The organism is Pseudomonas kielensis (assembly GCF_030505375.1).
Lineage (GTDB): Bacteria > Pseudomonadota > Gammaproteobacteria > Pseudomonadales > Pseudomonadaceae > Aquipseudomonas > Aquipseudomonas kielensis.
This window is the reverse complement of record NZ_CP130043.1, coordinates 1,586,684-1,604,754: the sequence shown is the minus strand read 5'-3', so window position 1 is coordinate 1,604,754 and position 18,071 is coordinate 1,586,684. Positions and strand designations below refer to the sequence as shown.

13 protein-coding genes and 2 tRNA genes are annotated in these 18,071 nt (G+C 61.6%); 11 read left to right on the top strand and 4 right to left on the bottom strand.

Features of this window, described 5'->3' with window-relative positions:
- The first annotated feature begins 160 nt into the window (after window positions 1-160).
- The 3 genes from Q1W70_RS07625 (at window position 161) to Q1W70_RS07615 (ending at window position 4,765) form a co-directional block, all read left to right on the top strand.
- On the top strand, window positions 161-1,348 hold the full coding sequence (locus Q1W70_RS07625) for an ATP phosphoribosyltransferase regulatory subunit (RefSeq protein ID WP_302098728.1): 1,188 nt from the start codon (window positions 161-163) through the stop codon (window positions 1,346-1,348).
- A 54-nt stretch (window positions 1,349-1,402) separates the two neighbouring features.
- Window positions 1,403-2,692, top strand: coding sequence for an adenylosuccinate synthase (locus Q1W70_RS07620; protein ID WP_166589835.1), 1,290 nt, complete (start codon window positions 1,403-1,405; stop codon window positions 2,690-2,692).
- Between the two features lie 138 nt (window positions 2,693-2,830).
- Window positions 2,831-4,765 (top strand): methyl-accepting chemotaxis protein, encoded by a 1,935-nt coding sequence (locus tag Q1W70_RS07615; RefSeq protein WP_166589836.1) that lies wholly within the window; start codon window positions 2,831-2,833, stop codon window positions 4,763-4,765.
- 65 nt (window positions 4,766-4,830) lie between these two features.
- Here the strand turns inward: Q1W70_RS07615 and Q1W70_RS07610 are convergent, their stop codons facing one another.
- From Q1W70_RS07610 to Q1W70_RS07595, 4 genes are all read right to left on the bottom strand, one after another.
- The gene (locus Q1W70_RS07610) at window positions 4,831-6,396 is read right to left on the bottom strand and encodes an ABC transporter permease (RefSeq protein WP_166589837.1); all 1,566 of its coding nucleotides are present in this window, start codon (window positions 6,394-6,396) and stop codon (window positions 4,831-4,833) included.
- Complete coding sequence (locus Q1W70_RS07605) at window positions 6,396-7,406, bottom strand: extracellular solute-binding protein (RefSeq protein ID WP_166589838.1); 1,011 nt, start codon at window positions 7,404-7,406, stop codon at window positions 6,396-6,398. The genes Q1W70_RS07610 and Q1W70_RS07605 overlap by 1 nt, the downstream gene beginning before the upstream one ends.
- A gap of 217 nt (window positions 7,407-7,623) precedes the next feature.
- Window positions 7,624-7,710: transfer RNA gene (locus Q1W70_RS07600), tRNA-Leu, on the bottom strand.
- Between the two features lie 165 nt (window positions 7,711-7,875).
- A tRNA-Leu gene (locus Q1W70_RS07595) sits at window positions 7,876-7,962 on the bottom strand.
- A gap of 225 nt (window positions 7,963-8,187) precedes the next feature.
- Between Q1W70_RS07595 and rnr the strand changes: the two genes are divergently transcribed.
- The 8 genes from rnr to Q1W70_RS07555 all read left to right on the top strand — a co-directional run bounded on the left by rnr (window position 8,188) and on the right by Q1W70_RS07555 (window position 17,986).
- Window positions 8,188-10,818, top strand: a complete 2,631-nt coding sequence (gene rnr / locus Q1W70_RS07590; RefSeq protein ID WP_166589839.1) for a ribonuclease R — start codon at window positions 8,188-8,190, stop codon at window positions 10,816-10,818.
- A complete protein-coding gene (gene rlmB, locus Q1W70_RS07585; RefSeq protein ID WP_095169564.1) occupies window positions 10,815-11,582 on the top strand; it encodes a 23S rRNA (guanosine(2251)-2'-O)-methyltransferase RlmB in 768 nt (255 codons plus the stop codon). The genes rnr and rlmB overlap by 4 nt, the downstream gene beginning before the upstream one ends.
- Before the next feature lie 315 nt (window positions 11,583-11,897).
- Window positions 11,898-12,320, top strand: a complete 423-nt coding sequence (gene rpsF, locus Q1W70_RS07580) for a 30S ribosomal protein S6 (protein WP_003217491.1) — start codon at window positions 11,898-11,900, stop codon at window positions 12,318-12,320.
- 28 nt (window positions 12,321-12,348) lie between these two features.
- The gene (rpsR, locus tag Q1W70_RS07575) at window positions 12,349-12,579 is read left to right on the top strand and encodes a 30S ribosomal protein S18 (RefSeq protein ID WP_002551829.1); all 231 of its coding nucleotides are present in this window, start codon (window positions 12,349-12,351) and stop codon (window positions 12,577-12,579) included.
- A gap of 36 nt (window positions 12,580-12,615) precedes the next feature.
- Window positions 12,616-13,509, top strand: coding sequence for a YybS family protein (locus Q1W70_RS07570; protein ID WP_166589840.1), 894 nt, complete (start codon window positions 12,616-12,618; stop codon window positions 13,507-13,509).
- Between the two features lie 19 nt (window positions 13,510-13,528).
- A complete protein-coding gene (rplI, locus tag Q1W70_RS07565) occupies window positions 13,529-13,975 on the top strand; it encodes a 50S ribosomal protein L9 (RefSeq protein WP_095169562.1) in 447 nt (148 codons plus the stop codon).
- A 123-nt stretch (window positions 13,976-14,098) separates the two neighbouring features.
- A complete protein-coding gene (gene dnaB / locus Q1W70_RS07560) occupies window positions 14,099-15,493 on the top strand; it encodes a replicative DNA helicase (RefSeq protein WP_017336265.1) in 1,395 nt (464 codons plus the stop codon).
- Between the two features lie 186 nt (window positions 15,494-15,679).
- A complete protein-coding gene (locus Q1W70_RS07555; protein WP_166589841.1) occupies window positions 15,680-17,986 on the top strand; it encodes a YgiQ family radical SAM protein in 2,307 nt (768 codons plus the stop codon).
- The last annotated feature ends 85 nt before the right edge of the window (window positions 17,987-18,071 follow it).

Sequence of the window (18,071 nt, the reverse complement as noted above, 5' to 3'; positions counted from 1 at the left end):
CAACTCGACAGGTTTTTCGAGGAAAGTGTTTGGCGAGGCCGGATTCAGGCCGATCGCCACGTCGTCCATGCGCGTGAAATTCTGCGCATGGGCCAGACATTTTCTGCTTCACTCAAGGCCGGCCGAGGGTTGGCCGCCCGGATCAAAGGGGAATGGCGTAATGGCAACGGTAGACCGCTGGCTGCTGCCAGATGGCATCGAAGAAGTACTGCCACCAGAGGCGGCGCGCATTGAAGTGGCGCGCCGTCAGGTGTTGGATCTGTTCCAGAGCTGGGGTTACGAGTTTGTCGTGACTCCCCATATCGAGTACCTGGAATCCCTGCTGACCGGTGCGGGCCAGGACCTGGATCTGCGCACCTTCAAGGTCATCGACCCGCAGTCGGGCCGGCAGATGGGCTTTCGTGCCGACATCACGCCGCAAGTGGCGCGCATCGATGCGCACACCCTGCGTCGCGAAGGCCCGAGCCGCCTGTGCTACGCCGGCAGTGTGCTGCATGCGCAGCCCCGCGCCTTGTCGACTTCGCGCAGCCCGATCCAGTTGGGTGCCGAGTTGTACGGCGATGCCAGCCCGAGCAGTGACGTCGAAGTCATCAGCCTGATGCTGGCCATGTTGCAACTGGCCGACGTGCCGGATGTGCACATGGACCTGGGCCATGTCGGTATCTACCGCGGCCTGGCCCGTGCGGCCGGTCTGTCCGGTGAAGTCGAGCAGCAGCTGTTTGACGCTTTGCAGCGCAAGGCCATCGACGAGGTCATTAACTTGACCGAAGGCCTGCCTGCCGACCTGGCGGGCATGCTGCGGGCGCTGGTCGACCTGTGTGGCGGTCGTGAAGTGCTGGCGGCTGCCCGTGAGCGCCTGGCCCAAGCGCCGGCGCCGGTACTGGCCGCGCTGGACGACCTGCTGGCGATTGCCGAGCGGCTGTCCGTGCGTTTCCCGCAGTTGCCGCTGTACTTCGACCTGGGCGAGCTGCGTGGCTACCACTACCACACCGGTATGGTGTTCGCGGTGTTCGTGCCGGGTGTGGGCCAATCCATTGCCCAGGGCGGTCGTTACGACGACATTGGCGCCGACTTCGGTCGCGCCCGTCCGGCAACCGGCTTCTCCACTGATTTGAAAACCCTGGTGACCCTGGGGCGTGCTGAGATCGAGCTACCGTCTGGCGGTATCTGGATGCCTGACAGTACGGATGCGGCACTCTGGCAGCAGGTTTGCCAGTTGCGCAGTGAGGGTCAGCGTGTCGTCCAGGCATTGCCTGGGCAACCATTGGCCGCCGCCCGTGACGCGGACTGCGACCGGCAATTGATTCAGCAGAACGGGCTTTGGCAAGTATTGCCGCTGGCTTCTTGAGTTTTCCTGCCGGCCGCCGCCGGCACCAAGTTTGCGCGAATGAGGACAAGTGTTATGGGTAAGAATGTCGTAGTCCTGGGCACCCAATGGGGTGATGAGGGCAAAGGCAAGATCGTTGATCTGCTGACCGAACATGCTGCCGCCGTAGTGCGCTACCAAGGTGGCCACAACGCTGGCCACACGCTGGTGATCGATGGCGAAAAAACTGTCTTGCACCTGATCCCCTCGGGCGTGCTGCGCGAAGGCGTGCAGTGCCTGATCGGCAACGGCGTGGTGGTTGCACCAGACGCCCTGCTGCGCGAGATCACCAAGCTGGAAGAGAAAGGTGTACCGGTGCGCGAGCGCCTGCGTGTCAGCCCTTCCTGCCCGCTGATCCTGTCGTATCACGTAGCGCTGGACCAGGCCCGTGAAAAGGCCCGTGGCGAGCTGAAGATCGGTACTACCGGTCGCGGCATCGGCCCAGCCTACGAAGACAAGGTTGCACGTCGTGGCCTGCGTGTGGGCGACCTGCTCAACATGCCGCGCTTTGCAGACAAACTGCGTGAACTGGTGGATTACCACAACTTCATGCTGGTGGGTTACTACAAAGAGCCAGCCATCGACTTCGACAAGACCCTGGCCGAGTGCAAGGAATACGCTGAGCTGCTGACCCCGCTGATGCTGGACGTGACTGCCGAGCTGCACGACCTGCGTCGCGCTGGCAAAGACATCATGTTCGAAGGCGCCCAGGGTTCGTTGCTGGACATCGACCACGGCACCTACCCGTACGTGACCAGCTCCAACACCACCGCCGGCGGCGTTGCGACCGGTTCCGGCGTGGGTCCGATGTTCCTGGACTACATCCTGGGCATCACCAAGGCCTACACCACGCGTGTGGGTTCGGGTCCATTCCCGACTGAGCTGTTCGACGAAGTCGGTGCGCACCTGGCCAAACAGGGTCACGAGTTCGGCGCGACTACCGGCCGTGCCCGTCGTTGTGGCTGGTTCGACGCCGTTATCCTGCGTCGCGCTATCGATGTGAACAGCATCTCGGGTATCTGCCTGACCAAGCTGGACGTACTCGACGGCCTGGAAACCATCAATATCTGCGTTGGCTACAAAGATGCAGAAGGCAACGACATTGCTCCGACCGACGCCGACAGCTACCTGGGCCTGCAGCCTGTGTACGAAGAAGTGCCAGGTTGGACCGAGTCGACGGTGGGTGCCAAAACCCTGGAAGAGCTGCCAGCCAACGCCCGTGCTTACATCAAGCGCGTTGAACAGCTGATCGGCGCGCCGATCGACATTATTTCGACCGGTCCGGACCGCAACGAAACCATCGTTCTGCGTCACCCGTTCGCTTAATAAGCTGTTGATGTAAAAAGCAAAGGGCCCTCGATAGGGCCCTTTGTCGTTTGTGCCTGCCGGGCGGCATGACCTTTGCTGTGCATATCCCTTCGAGCGTGCTATCAGTTTAATAGCATCCAAGTAGAGGGATTTTCTGTGTCGGCCGTTCTCTCACTGTTACAAAGCCGTTTATTGCGGCCCGTATTCGTTACCCTTGGTATCGCCCTTTTGGTGCAGGTACTGGTAGCGGTTGCCCTGACCCGGAGCACCGTGACCGCCCTGGAGGCGGATCTGGGGGTGCGTCTGGGTGCCGATAGCCAGAAGCTTTCGGGTGAGCTGGAGCAGGCTGGGCGCGAAGTTACTTCCAGCCTGGACAACCTCTCCACCAGCACCCGCCAGCGCCTGACGGCCGGCTTGTCTTCGCGACTCGAGGATGAGCAGGCGCAGCTGCGCGCCACCCTGGAAAAGGACCTCAAGGACTCGGCCAATGACATGGCCCAGCTCCTGGCCTCGGTCGCACCCCGCGCCATGTGGGACAGCGATGTTCCGACCTTGTCCGAGTTCGCCCGGCGCGCCCAGCGCAATCCCAATGTGCTGTTTGTGGTGTACGACGATGCCACCGGCCAGCACCTGACCCGCTACCTGAACCGGGAAAACCCGATCAACAAGGCCCTTTTGGAAAAGGGCCAGGGCGAGCGTGCCCTGGATAAAGTGCTGGATGCGGCCAAAAACGATCCGTCGGTGTTCTACGTCGAGGCGTCGATCAACCCCAACGGCGTGGAAATCGGCAAGGTCTTGATGGGCGTTTCCACGGCCTCGGTCGAGGCGGACCTGGCGGCGCTCGACAAGCGCTTCTCGGCGCTGATCGCCAGCAGCGATCAACTGGTCGGTGACAGCCTCAAGGGCGCCGCGGCCGACAGTGCGACAGCGATGCGCGCGCGCCTGCAGTCGGCGCAAGCCACTGCCAGCGAAATGCAGGCCAATACCACCACCACCGTACAAGAGGCCGCGGCGACCCTGCGCTGGCGGATCGGCATGGCGTTGGCCCTGGTCGGCTGTGGCGTGTTGCTGCTGCTCGCGGTGGTCCTCGGGCGGCGAGTCGTCAATCGCCTGAAGTTACTGATTGCGGCGATGGATGACCTGGCGGCAGGTGAGGGCGACCTGACCAAGCGCGTGCAGATCAACAGCCAGGACGAAATTGGCGACATGGCGTCGGCGGTCAATCGGTTTGTGGATAAGTTGCAGCCGATCGTTCGCGAGGCGGGCGACGTGGCCCAGCGCACAGGCGTGGAAATCGGCGCCATGAGCCAGCGTAACGCCGGGGCCGATGCCGCGGCGAAATCCCAGCGCGATGAAGTGGCGGAGAGCCTGCGGGCGCTGTCACAGATGGCGGACGAGGCGCAGGCTGAAAGTCATGCCATGCAGGCAGCCTTGCAGCAGGTGGTGGACATTCGCCAGGCGACCGATGAAAACACCCGAACCTCGGCTCAGGTCGGCAGCCTGATCGAGGCGCTGGCCGGGCAGGTCGATACGGGAGCCAAGGTGATCGAGCGGCTGGCCCAACAAAGCGAGCAGATCGAGGTGGTCCTGGAAGTGATCCACGGGATCGCCGAGCAGACCAACCTGCTGGCCCTCAATGCCGCGATCGAAGCGGCGCGGGCCGGTGAGACCGGGCGTGGCTTCGCGGTCGTGGCGGATGAAGTGCGGGCGCTGGCGAGCAAGACGCAAAGCTCCACCGGCGACATCCAGGCGCACATCGGTGCCTTGCAGCAGGGCGCCCGTGAAGCGGTGGCGGCGATCGGTCAGGCGGGGCGCCAGGCCAACGAAGGGTTGCTGGTATTGCGCGACAGCGCGCGGCTGCAACAGTCGGTGCAGGTCTCTGTCGAGCAGGTGCATGCGGCCATCGGCCTGGCGACCCAGGCGGCGGCGCACCAGGCCAAGGGCGCGCAAGCGGTGCGTGGGCGGGTGCAGACCATCCATGCCCAGGCCGAGAAAGCGGCCCAGGCGGTGGTGGAGACCACGGCCAGTGGCAAGGTGCTGGATGGGTTGGCGGCGCAGTTGAAAGCCAGCTTGGGGCAGTTCCGGGCTTGATGCCGGGTATCGGCAGCCGCTATCGCTAGCGGCTGGCTCCCACGGGCCTGCTCGCGAGGGCAGGCTCAGCGACTCAGATACATCCGGGTAGTCAGCAGATACACCGGCAACCCCGACACCAGAATCAGCAGCGCCGCATAGGGCGCTGCTGCCGCAAATTCGACATTCGCAGTGTGGGCCCAGACCTCGGTGGCCAGGGTGTTGAGTCCGGTCGGGCTGAGCAGCAGGGTCGCCGTCAGCTCTTTCATCGCATCGAGGAACACCAGGGCAAAGGCTGCGCCCAGCGCCGGGAAGATGATCGGCAGCGTCACTCGCACAAAGGCGCTGAATGAGGAGGCGCCTAGGGTGCGGGCGGCCTCTTCGAGTTGCGGAGCCGCCTTGTTCAGGGCCGTGCGGATCGGCGCCTGGGCCAGCGGCAGGAACAGCAAGGCATAGGCGATCAGCAGCAACCCCGAGGTCTGGTACAGCGCCGGCACATAGTGCAAGGCGAAGTACACCAGCGTCAGGGCAATCACCAGGCCGGGCAGCGCGTGCAGCAAGTACGGCAGGCGTTCTGCCCAGAGCGCCAGGCGGCCCTTGTAGCGAACCACCAGCAAACCCACGGGCACCGCCAGCACCAGGCACAGCGCCGCGCCGCCCAGGGACAGGGCCAGGGATGACAGCAGCGCTTCGCTGATGGCCGCCATCGGGAAGGCGGCCGAGGAGCCCACCGCCAGCCAGTACCCGAGCATGCCCAGGGGAATGCCGCTGCCGACAATCGCCAGCAACAGGCAGTAAAGCTGGCCGAGCGGTGCCAAGGCGCCCAGGCGAACCTGCTCGGCATGCCGCGCCGCGCCCTGGCCGATCCGCACGTGACGGCCCTTGCCACGCACCCGCAGCTCCAGCCACAACAGCACCAGGCACAGCGCCAGCAGCACGGCAGAGAGCATGGCTGCGTTGGCGTTGCTGAATTCCAGCTCGAACTGTTGATAGATCGCTGTGGTGAAGGTTTGCAGGCCGATGATCGACAGGGCGCCGAATTCCACCAGCATGTGCAGGGCAATCAGCAGCGAGCCCGCCAGCAGTGAGGGCCAGAGCAGGGGCAGGGTGATCTTGAAGAACACGCCCCAGCGGTTCAGGCCCAGGGTGCGGGCCGATTCCTCCAGGGCGGGGTCGAGATTGCGCAGAGTCGCGGCCACCGGCAGGAAAATCAGCGGGTACTTGGACAGGCTCATCACCAGGATCGCCCCGCCCAGGCCTTCAAAGCTGGAGCTCAGGGAGACCCAGGTAAAACTGCTGACGAAGGCCGGGACGGCAAACGGCAAGCACAGAATCACCCCCCATACGCGCCGCCCCCGCAGGTTGCTGCGCTCCAGCAGCCAGGCCAGCGACAGGCCGACCAGGGCGCAGGCCAGCGTGACGCCGATCATCAGCAGCAGGGTGTTGCGCAGCAGCCCGAACACATAGGGCCGCCAGAGCAGATGCACCGCCTGCGCCCAGCCGGCCTGCCAGGCCTTGAGGCCGACATACAGCAGCGGCAACAGGCTCAGGCAGACCAACAGCAGCACCGGCAGCAGCAGCCAGATCGAAGGCCGTTTGCGCCGCGGTACATAGGCTGCGCGCGAGGCGGAGGCGGGCAGGGAGGCGCTCATCAGTTCAAGCCAACTTCACGTTCCAGTTCCAGGGCTTCCTCGGCATTGCCCAGGTCGGCCGGGGTGACTTTCGGCGCTTGCAGTTCGTTGAACGGTTTGAGTCCGCGGTCAGACGCCATGCCTTTATGCAGCGGGTACTCGGCGGTGGTCTGGGTGATCACGCGCTGGCCCTCTTCGCTGGCCATGTAGGCGAGCAGTTGCTGGGCTTCTTGCGGATGCTTGCTGGACTTGAGCACGGCAGCGCTGGAAACGGTGATCAGGCCGCCCACGTCGCCGTCGCTGAAGTAGTACAGTTTCGAGTCGAGCTGGCCTTTTTCCCGTTGCAGGGCGAACCAGTAGTAGTTGTTCACCAGTACCGTGGCCACTTCACCGTTTTCCACGGCCTTGAGGGCAACCATGTTGTTGCTGTAGGTCTTGCCGAACGCGCGCAAGCCGGTGAGCCATTCTTCGGCTGCATCCATGCCGTGCACTTTGATGATCGCCACGGCCTGCTCCTGGAACGCGCCGCTGGTGGGGACGAACCCGACCTTGCCTTGCCATTTCGGATCGGAGAACGCCATCACCGATTTTGGCAGGTCTTTTTCGTCGATCAGTTTCGGGTTGTAGGCCACCACGCGGACGCGGGCGGTGACGCCGATCCAGGTGCCATTGCTGGCCACGTAATCCTTGGGCAGTACCGCCAGCGTGGCATCGTCGGCCTTGGCCAGCAGGCCTTGTTCGCCCAGCTTGTTCAGCGGCGGCGATTCTTCGGTGTAGATCACGTCGGCGGGGGAGCGGTCGCCTTCTTCCACGACCTGGCTGGCAAGCTGGTTGCTGCTGCCTTTGCGCACGTTGACGTGAATCCCGGTCTTGGCTTCGAAGGCTTTGGCGACGGCATCGCCGACTTCCTTGTGCTGGCCGTTGTAAAGCGTCAGGGAAACCGGATCGGCCGCCTGGGTAAGTGGGCAGGCCAGGGCCAGCCCCAGCAGCGTGAAGGTCAGGCCGCGGCGCAGGGTATTTCGAAGCATCATTCGCAGGGTTCCTCACTGTCGCATTGCAAAAACTTGAAACAATCATAAACGATATTGTTTCTCAAGTGCGCCTTGCGAGGAGATGGGGGCTCTGGTAGGGGGGGCGGCCTGAGGTCGCTGCCGCAGAGATCGCGGGGCGTTTTCAACGGCCGGAAACGCAAAAACCCGCTTTCGCGGGTTTTTGTGAGATTCAAGATCATCGACCTTGAATTTGAATTGGTGCCCAGAAGAAGACTCGAACTTCCACGACCTTGCGGTCACCAGCACCTGAAGCTGGCGTGTCTACCAATTTCACCATCTGGGCAGTATCGACAACGTTGCCGCTGTTGATGTGGCGCACTATACGGAGCGCTGTTTGATCTGTAAACCCCTGATTTAATAAAATTAAATCAAACCGCTAAAATGCAAAAACCCGCTTTCGCGGGTTTTTGTGTGAGCCTTGAAATTGAACTAATCTCAAGCTCGTAATTGGTGCCCAGAAGAAGACTCGAACTTCCACGACCTTGCGGTCACCAGCACCTGAAGCTGGCGTGTCTACCAATTTCACCATCTGGGCAGTATCGGCAACGCTGTACGTCGTCGATGGCGCGCACTATACGGAGCGTCCTTTTAACTGTAAACCCCTGATATCAAAAAAACAGGGAAAATTTTGCGAATACTGCCGGGTGGTCGGATTCCGGCGGCAGGAAAGGGCATTTACGGCGTTCAGTAGCCTGAAATTTCCCGTTTCATTACGCCTATGCCAAACTAACCCGCATATAGACAAGGTGAAAACTCTCTAATGGCCGATTGGCAGTCCCTCGATCCCGAGGCCGCTCGTGAAGCGGAAAAATATGAAAACCCTATTCCTAGCCGCGAACTGATCCTTCAGCACCTTGCTGATCGAGGTTCGCCTGCTAACCGCGAGCAACTGGTCGAAGAGTTTGGTCTGACCACGGAAGACCAGATCGAAGCCCTGCGCCGCCGCTTGCGCGCCATGGAGCGCGACGCTCAACTGATCTACACCCGTCGTGGCACCTACGCACCGGTGGACAAGCTAGACCTGATCCTTGGCCGCATCAGCGGTCACCGTGACGGCTTCGGCTTCCTGGTACCGGATGACGGCAGTGACGACCTGTTCATGAGCCCGGCGCAAATGCGCCTGGTGTTCGACGGCGACCGTGCCCTGGCGCGCGTGTCCGGCCTGGATCGTCGCGGGCGTCGCGAAGGCATGATCGTCGAGGTGGTGTCGCGTGCTCACGAAACCATCGTCGGCCGCTACTTCGAAGAAGGCGGCATTGGCTTTGTCGTCGCCGACAACCCGAAGATCCAGCAGGAAGTGCTGGTGACCCCGGGCCGCAACGCCAACGCCCAGATCGGTCAATTCGTTGAAGTGAAGATCACCCACTGGCCAACCCCACGCTTCCAGCCGCAAGGCGACGTGGTCGAGGTCGTGGGTAACTACATGGCGCCGGGCATGGAAATCGATGTCGCCCTGCGCACCTACGACATTCCTCATGTCTGGCCAGAGGCGGTCCTCAAGGAAGCGGCCAAGCTCAAGCCAGAAGTCGAGGAGAAGGACAAAGAGAAGCGCATCGACCTGCGCCATCTGCCGTTCGTCACCATCGACGGCGAAGATGCCCGCGACTTCGATGACGCCGTCTACTGCGAGTCCAAGCCCGGCAAGCTGCGTCTGTTCTCCGGCGGCTGGAAGTTGTACGTGGCGATTGCCGACGTTTCCAGCTACGTGAAGATCGGTTCGGCCCTGGACAACGAGTCCCAGGTTCGCGGCAACTCGGTGTACTTCCCCGAGCGCGTGATCCCGATGCTGCCTGAGCAACTGTCCAACGGCCTGTGCTCCCTGAACCCGCATGTCGATCGCCTGGCCATGGTTTGCGAGATGACCATCTCCAAGTCCGGCGAAATGACCGACTACTGCTTCTACGAAGCGGTGATCCACTCCCATGCCCGCCTGACCTACAACAAAGTCAGCGCGATGCTGGAAACGCCGAAACTCTCCGAGGCGCGTCAGCTTCGCGGCGAGTACAACGACGTCCTGCCGCACCTCAAGCAGCTCTACTCGCTGTACAAAGTGTTGCTGGCCGCTCGTCACGTGCGTGGCGCCATCGATTTCGAAACCCAGGAAACCCGAATCATCTTCGGTTCCGAGCGCAAGATCGCGGAAATCCGCCCGACTGTGCGTAACGATGCGCACAAGCTGATCGAGGAGTGCATGCTGGCGGCCAACGTGGCCACCGCCGAGTTCCTCAAGAAGCACGAGATTCCTGCCTTGTACCGTGTTCACGATGGCCCGCCACCGGAGCGCCTGGAAAAACTGCGCGCCTTCCTCGGCGAGCTTGGCCTGTCCCTGCACAAAGGCAAGGACGGTCCATCGCCGAAGGATTACCAGGCCTTGCTGGCCGGTATCAAGGATCGCCCGGATTTCCACCTGATCCAGACGGTCATGCTGCGCTCGTTGAGCCAGGCGGTGTACAGCGCGGACAATCAGGGCCACTTCGGCCTGAATTACGAAGCCTATACCCACTTCACCTCGCCGATCCGCCGTTACCCGGACCTGCTCACGCACCGGGCGATTCGCAGTGTCATCCACTCGAAAATGAACACCCCGCACGTCAAGCGTGCTGGCGCGATGACCATTCCGAAAGCGCGTATCTATCCGTACGACGAAGCGACGCTGGAGCAGCTCGGCGAGCAGTGCTCGATGAGCGAGCGCCGCGCCGACGAAGCCACTCGTGACGTAGTGAACTGGCTCAAGTGCGAGTTCATGAAAGATCGCGTAGGTGAGTCGTTCCCGGGCGTGATCACTGCCGTGACCGGTTTTGGCCTGTTCGTCGAGCTGACCGATATCTATGTCGAAGGTCTGGTCCACGTTACCGCATTGCCGGGCGACTACTACCACTTCGACCCCGTGCACCACCGCCTGGCCGGTGAGCGTACCGGTCGCAGCTTCCGCCTCGGCGACACCGTCGAAGTGCGCGTGATGCGGGTTGACCTGGACGAGCGCAAGATCGACTTCGAGATGGCGGAAAAAACCATCAGCGCGCCGATCGGCCGCAAGAAGCGCGGCAGCGAAACCGCCGCTCCGGCTGCCAAGACCGCCGCAGAGCCGGCACCGGCGAAAACCGGTCGTCGTGGTCCTGCCAAGGAAAAGGCCGTCGAAGCCTACCGCCCAAGCGATGCCGCGGCGAAAAACGCCGAAGTGCGCAAGAGCCGGGAAATGAAGCAGGCGTTGCTGGCCGAAGCGAAAAGCGGTGGTAAAGCGGCGTCTGGGGGAAAGACCGGACGGTCGGCGCCTGAAAAGGCCACCGGCGGCAAGCCAGCCAAACCGAGTAAACACCGTAAGGGTCCGCCAAAAGCGGGCTCGGCTCCAGCCAAAAGCGGCGGGGCACGTAAACCTAAGGCCAAGTCATGAGTCAGTTGGAAAAAATCTACGGCGTGCATGCGGTAGAAGCATTGCTGCGTCACCACCCGAAACGCGTCAAGCAGATCTGGCTGGCCGAAGGCCGCAGCGATCCGCGGGTGCAGACGCTGATCGAACTGGCCAGCGAAAACCGCGTTGCGGTCGGCCAGGCCGAGCGTCGTGAGCTGGATGCCTGGGTCGAGGGCGTGCACCAGGGCGTGGTCGCGGACGTCAGTCCGAGCCAGGTCTGGGGTGAGGCCATGCTCGACGAGCTGCTGGACCGTACCGAAGGCGCGCCGCTGTTGCTGGTGCTCGACGGTGTGACCGACCCGCACAACCTCGGTGCCTGCCTGCGCTCGGCCGATGCGGCCGGTGCGCTGGCGGTGATCGTGCCCAAGGACAAGTCAGCGACCCTGACCCCGACTGTGCGAAAAGTAGCCTGTGGCGCCGCGGAAGTGATTCCGTTGGTGGCTGTGACCAACCTGGCGCGCACCCTGGAAAAACTCAAGCAGCGTGGCTTGTGGGTGGTCGGTACGGCGGGCGAAGCCGAGCAGAGCCTGTACCAACAGGACATGACCGGCCCGACGATCCTGATCATGGGCGCCGAAGGCAGTGGCATGCGTCGCCTGACCCGTGACCTGTGCGACTACCTGGTGCACTTGCCGATGACCGGCAGCGTGAGCAGCCTCAACGTGTCCGTGGCCACCGGCGTCTGTCTGTTCGAAGCCCAGCGTCAGCGCAGCGTAAAAGCTGCCGGGACCGGCAAAAAGTCCTGAGCTGTTGCAGATCCCTTGTAGGGGCGAGCTTGCTCGCGATGACGGAGTAACATTCAGCAAAAGTGTTAAAGGTGAGCTCCCATCGCGAGCGACCTCGCTTCCACAGGGGGTTTGGGGTGTCGCGCAAATGAGCGCGCAAACGAACTGTTCAAATATTCACCAATATCCTTGCACCTCTCCTGTCCCTTCTCTACAATTGCGCCCCTTGCTGTGACGGCAGGCACGCATGTGTCTATCGCAAGCAAGTCCATAAGTGTCATTCACTCCTTGTCTGACCGCTTTTGAGCGGCAGGCTACAACCCGTAAGGAGCATTCATGCGTCATTACGAAATCATCTTTTTGGTCCACCCGGATCAAAGCGAGCAAGTCGGCGGCATGGTTGAGCGTTACACCAAGCTGATCGAAGAAGACGGCGGCAAAATCCACCGTCTGGAAGATTGGGGCCGTCGTCAACTGGCCTACGCAATCAACAATGTTCACAAGGCTCACTACGTGATGCTGAACGTTGAGTGCACTGGCAAGGCCCTGGCCGAGCTGGAAGACAACTTCCGCTACAACGATGCAGTGATCCGTAACCTGGTCATCCGTCGCGAAGAAGCCGTTACCGGCCAATCCGAGATGCTCAAGGCTGAAGAAAACCGCAGTGAGCGCCGTGAGCGTCGCGACCGTCCTGAGCACGAAGGCGCCGAAAGCGCTGATAGTGATGACAGCGACAACAGCGATAACGCTGACGAGTAATCCACGGACCTTTTAAGGAGCCTATCAAATGGCACGTTTCTTCCGTCGTCGTAAATTCTGCCGCTTCACCGCTGAAGACGTGAAAGAGATCGATTACAAAGATCTCAACACTCTGAAAGCCTACGTATCCGAGACCGGCAAAATCGTTCCAAGCCGCATCACCGGTACCAAAGCACGTTATCAGCGTCAGCTGGCCACCGCTATCAAGCGCGCCCGCTTCCTGGCCCTGCTGGCCTACACCGACAGCCACGGCCGCTGAGACCGGGCAGTCGACACGTAGCAAAGGATTGAATGCATGCGTGCCATAGCTGAGTTCATCATGCGCGGCCGTATGCAGGCCACTCTCGTAGTGGCCGGATGCGCGGCATTGCCGTTGTTATATTGGTTGGGTGCTGCCGCCGGGAGCCTGGTGCTGCTGCGGCGCGGATTGAAGGACGCCCTGGGCGTCCTTGCTCTGGGGATGCTGCCAGCCTTGATTTGGTGGCTGTATTCCGATGATCCACGGGCACTCATGGTGCTGCTGGGATCCTCGGGCCTTGCGTTGGTTTTACGCGCAAGTGAGTCCTGGAACCGCACGCTGCTGGTCAGCGTAGCGATGGGAGTGGTGTTTTCGGTGGTGCTGGGTGCGGTTTACCGCCCTCACATCGAGATGCTGGCACAGGAACTGGTCAAGATCCTGCCGCTGGCCCTCGGTGACCTCTACCAGCAATTGTCGGTAGAGGAGCGAGCGCGTCTCGCCGCCCTGATTGCACCGGTCCTGACTGGCCTGATAGCGGCCTTGTTGCAAATCGTCAGTGTGCTGAGCCTGATTGTCGGGCGCTACTGGCAGGCGTTGTTGTACAACCCCGGTGGTTTTGGTCGCGAGTTTCGCGCCATCCGAATCCCGCTGGGGCCGGCGATGTTGCTGCTGGCGTGCATGCTTCTGGGGCCGAACTTCGGTACCCAGATGGCCATGTTGACGCCGTTGTGCAGCGTACCGCTGGTGTTCGCCGGGCTGGCCCTGATTCATGGGCTGGTGGCTGAAAAGCGACTGGCCAAGTTTTGGCTGGTGGGGTTGTACGTAACGCTGTTGCTGTTTATGCAGCTGATCTATCCGTTGCTGGTGGTCCTGGCCATTGTCGACAGCCTGATTGATTTTCGCGGTCGTTTGACGCCGAAAGACGTCGATAGCGCGAACGGTGAAGGTTAAAAGTTAAGAGGATTTTCACATGCAACTGATCCTTCTGGAAAAAGTCGCCAACCTGGGCAACCTGGGCGACAAAGTGAACGTTAAGGCTGGTTACGGCCGTAACTACCTGCTGCCTTACGGCAAAGCTACCGCTGCGACCGCTGCCAACCTGGCTGCGTTCGAAGAGCGTCGCGCTGAGCTGGAAAAACTGGCTGCAGACAAAAAAGCTTCGGCTGAAAGCCGCGCTGCCCAACTGGCTGAGCTGGAAGTGACTATCACTGCCACCGCCGGTGACGAAGGCAAGCTGTTCGGTTCGATCGGTACTCACGACATCGCTGATGCACTGACCGCCTCTGGCGTTGAAGTTGCAAAAAGCGAAGTTCGTCTGCCGAACGGCACCATCCGCAACGTAGGTGAATTCGACGTAGCCGTGCACCTGCACGCTGAAGTTGAAGCCACCGTACGCGTTGTCGTGGTAGCAGCTTAAGCAGCACTTGTCGGCTGGCACCCTCGGGTGCTTGCCGGTAACATCGGGCACGATCCTGTTTACAGGTCGTGCCCTTTGTCTTTCTGCAGTTCCTGATTTTCTACAACCTAATTCCAAGTGGCCATGAACGATATCTCCGCTCCTGAGCAATACGATCTGCAAACCGCCGCGCTGAAAGTGCCGCCGCATTCCATCGAGGCCGAACAGGCTGTACTCGGTGGTCTGATGCTGGACAACAACGCCTGGGAACGCGTGCTCGATCAGGTCTCGGACGGTGATTTCTATCGTCATGACCACCGCCTGATTTTCCGTGCGATCGCCAAGCTGGCGGACCAGAACTCGCCGATCGACGTAGTGACCCTCGCCGAACAGCTCGACAAGGAAGGCCAGACCTCCCAGGTGGGCGGCCTCGGCTATCTCGGTGAGCTGGCGAAAAACACCCCCTCGGTGGCCAACATCAAGGCCTATGCCCAGATCGTTCGTGCCCGGGCGACGTTGCGGCAGTTGATCGGCATCGCCACTGAAATTGCCGACAGCGCCTTCAACCCCGAAGGGCGCACCGCGGAAGAGATTCTCGACGAAGCCGAACGGCAGATCTTCCAGATCGCCGAGGCCCGGCCTAAAACCGGCGGCCCGGTGAGCGTGAATGACCTGCTGACCAAGGCCATCGATCGCATCGACACCCTGTTCAACACCGACAACGCCATCACCGGCCTGTCCACCGGCTACACCGACCTCGACGAGAAAACCAGCGGCCTGCAACCGGCTGACTTGATCATCGTCGCCGGCCGTCCGTCCATGGGTAAAACCACCTTTGCGATGAACCTGGTGGAAAACGCCGTGTTGCGCAGCGACAAGTGCGTACTGGTCTACTCCCTCGAGATGCCAGGCGAATCGCTGATCATGCGTATGCTGTCGTCCCTGGGCCGTATCGACCAGACCAAGGTCCGGGCCGGTCGCCTGGACGACGACGATTGGCCGCGCCTGACCTCGGCGGTCAACCTGCTCAACGACCGCAAGCTGTTCATCGACGATACGGCTGGTATCAGCCCCTCGGAAATGCGCGCGCGGACCCGTCGACTGGTGCGTGAGCACGGTGACGTCGCCCTGATCATGATCGACTACCTGCAGCTGATGCAGATCCCGGGGTCGGGTGGCGACAACCGGACCAACGAGATTTCCGAAATCTCCCGTTCCTTGAAGGCCCTGGCCAAGGAATTCAACTGCCCGGTGGTGGCGTTGTCCCAGCTCAACCGCTCCCTGGAGCAACGACCGAACAAACGGCCAATCAACTCCGACCTTCGGGAATCCGGAGCGATCGAGCAGGATGCCGACGTCATCATGTTCGTATACCGGGATGAGGTGTATCACCCGGAAACCGAGCACAAGGGCATCGCCGAGATCATCATCGGCAAGCAGCGGAACGGCCCGATTGGTACCTCGCGTCTGGCGTTCATCGGCAAGTACACGCGCTTCGAAAACCTGGCGCCGGGCAGCTACAATTTCGACGACGAATAAGGGTGTAGTTCCTGAAAGGGCCTCATCGCGGGCAAGCCCGCTGCCATAGGTTGAGTGTGAACCCTGTGGGAGCGGGCTTGCCCGCGATGGCTACGCCATTTATTTCCGACCATAACCGTCGGAATTGGTCAAAATTTGTGCTATATTCCGCCCCCGCGATTTTTCATCTCAACACCGGTCACCGTCATGCAAACAGCCAAGCCGTTATTTGACTATCCCAAGTACTGGGCCGAATGTTTCGGTCCAGCGCCATTCCTGCCAATGAGCAGGGAGGAGATGGATCAGCTTGGCTGGGATTCGTGCGACATCATCATCGTCACCGGTGATGCGTACGTCGACCACCCCTCGTTCGGCATGGCCATCATCGGCCGGCTGCTGGAGTCCCAGGGCTTCCGCGTCGGGATCATTGCCCAGCCGAACTGGCAGTCCAAAGACGATTTCATGAAGCTTGGCGAACCGAACCTGTTCTTCGGCGTCGCGGCCGGCAACATGGACTCGATGATCAACCGCTACACCGCCGACAAGAAGATCCGTTCCGACGACGCCTACACCCCAGGTGGCATGGCCGGCAAACGTCCGGATCGCGCGAGCCTGGTGTACAGCCAGCGCTGCAAGGAAGCCTACAAGAACGTGCCGATCGTACTCGGTGGTATCGAGGCCTCCCTGCGCCGCATCGCCCACTACGATTACTGGCAGGACCGGGTGCGCAACTCGATCCTGATCGACGCCTGCGCCGACATCCTGCTGTACGGCAACGCCGAGCGGGCCATTGTCGAAGTCGCCCAGCGCCTGTCCTACGGGCACAAGATCGAAGACATCACCGACGTGCGCGGTACCGCGTTCATTCGTCGTGACACGCCCGCAGGCTGGTACGAAGTCGACTCCACGCGCATCGACCGTCCGGGCAAGGTCGACAAGATCATCAACCCGTACGTCAACACCCAGGACACCCAGGCCTGCGCCATCGAGCAGGAGAAGGGGCCGGTTGAAGACCCGAGCGAAGCCAAGGTCGTGCAGATCCTGGCCAGCCCGCGCATGACCCGCGACAAGACCGTGATTCGCCTGCCGTCGGTGGAAAAAGTCCGCGGCGACGCGGTGCTCTACGCCCACGCCAACCGGGTATTGCACCTTGAAACCAACCCGGGCAACGCCCGTGCGTTGGTGCAGAAGCATGGCGAAGTCGACGTCTGGTTCAACCCGCCGCCGATTCCGATGACTACCGAAGAAATGGACTACGTGTTCGGCATGCCCTACGCCCGTGTCCCGCACCCGGCGTACGGCAAGGAGAAGATCCCGGCCTACGACATGATCCGCTTCTCGGTGAACATCATGCGCGGCTGCTTCGGTGGCTGTACCTTCTGCTCGATTACCGAGCACGAAGGCCGGATCATCCAGAACCGTTCCGAAGAGTCGATCATTCGCGAAATCGAAGAGATCCGCGACAAGGTGCCAGGCTTCACCGGGGTCATTTCCGACCTGGGCGGGCCGACCGCGAACATGTACCGCATCGCCTGCAAGAGCCCGGAAATCGAATCCGCGTGCCGCAAGCCATCCTGCGTGTTCCCGGGCATCTGCCCGAACCTCAATACCGACCACTCGTCGCTGATCCAGCTGTATCGCAGCGCCCGTGCGTTGCCGGGTGTGAAGAAGATCCTGATCGCGTCGGGCCTGCGCTACGACCTGGCGGTCGAGTCGCCTGAGTACGTCAAGGAGTTGGTGACCCACCACGTCGGTGGTTACCTGAAGATCGCCCCGGAACACACCGAGGAAGGTCCGCTCAACCAGATGATGAAACCGGGCATCGGCAGCTATGACAAGTTCAAGCGCATGTTCGAGAAGTACACCAAGGAAGCGGGCAAGGAACAGTACCTGATTCCGTACTTCATCGCGGCCCACCCGGGCACCACCGACGAAGACATGATGAACCTGGCCCTGTGGCTCAAGGGCAACGGTTTCCGCGCCGACCAGGTGCAGGCGTTCTACCCGTCGCCGATGGCCACCGCCACCGCCATGTACCACTCGGGCAAGAACCCGCTGCGCAAAGTCACCTACAAGAGCGACGGCGTGACCATCGTCAAGAGCGAGGAGCAGCGTCGCCTGCACAAGGCGTTCTTGCGTTACCACGACCCGAAAGGCTGGCCAATGCTGCGTGAAGCGCTGACCCGCATGGGCCGTGCCGACCTGATCGGGCCGGGCAAGAACCAGTTGATCCCGCTGCACCAGCCGGCGACCGACAGCTACCAGAGCGCCCGTCGCAAGAACTCGACGCCGGCGGGCAGCCATAAAGTGGCGGCAACGGAAAAGACCACCAAGATCCTCACCCAGCACACCGGCCTGCCGCCGCGTGCCAGTGACGGTGGCAATCCGTGGGACAAGCGTGAACAGGCCAAGGCTGCGGCGTTCGCCCGCAACCAGCAGGCGGCCAAGGAGCGTAAGGACGCGGCCAAAGGCAAGGGGCCCAAGCCCGCGCGCAAGCCGGTTGTGCCGCGCTAAGCGCTGACGGCCGAGAACAAGACGCCAACCTTCGGGTTGGCGTTTTGCATTGGGCCGAAAAAAGATCCCGCGCCACATTTGCGTG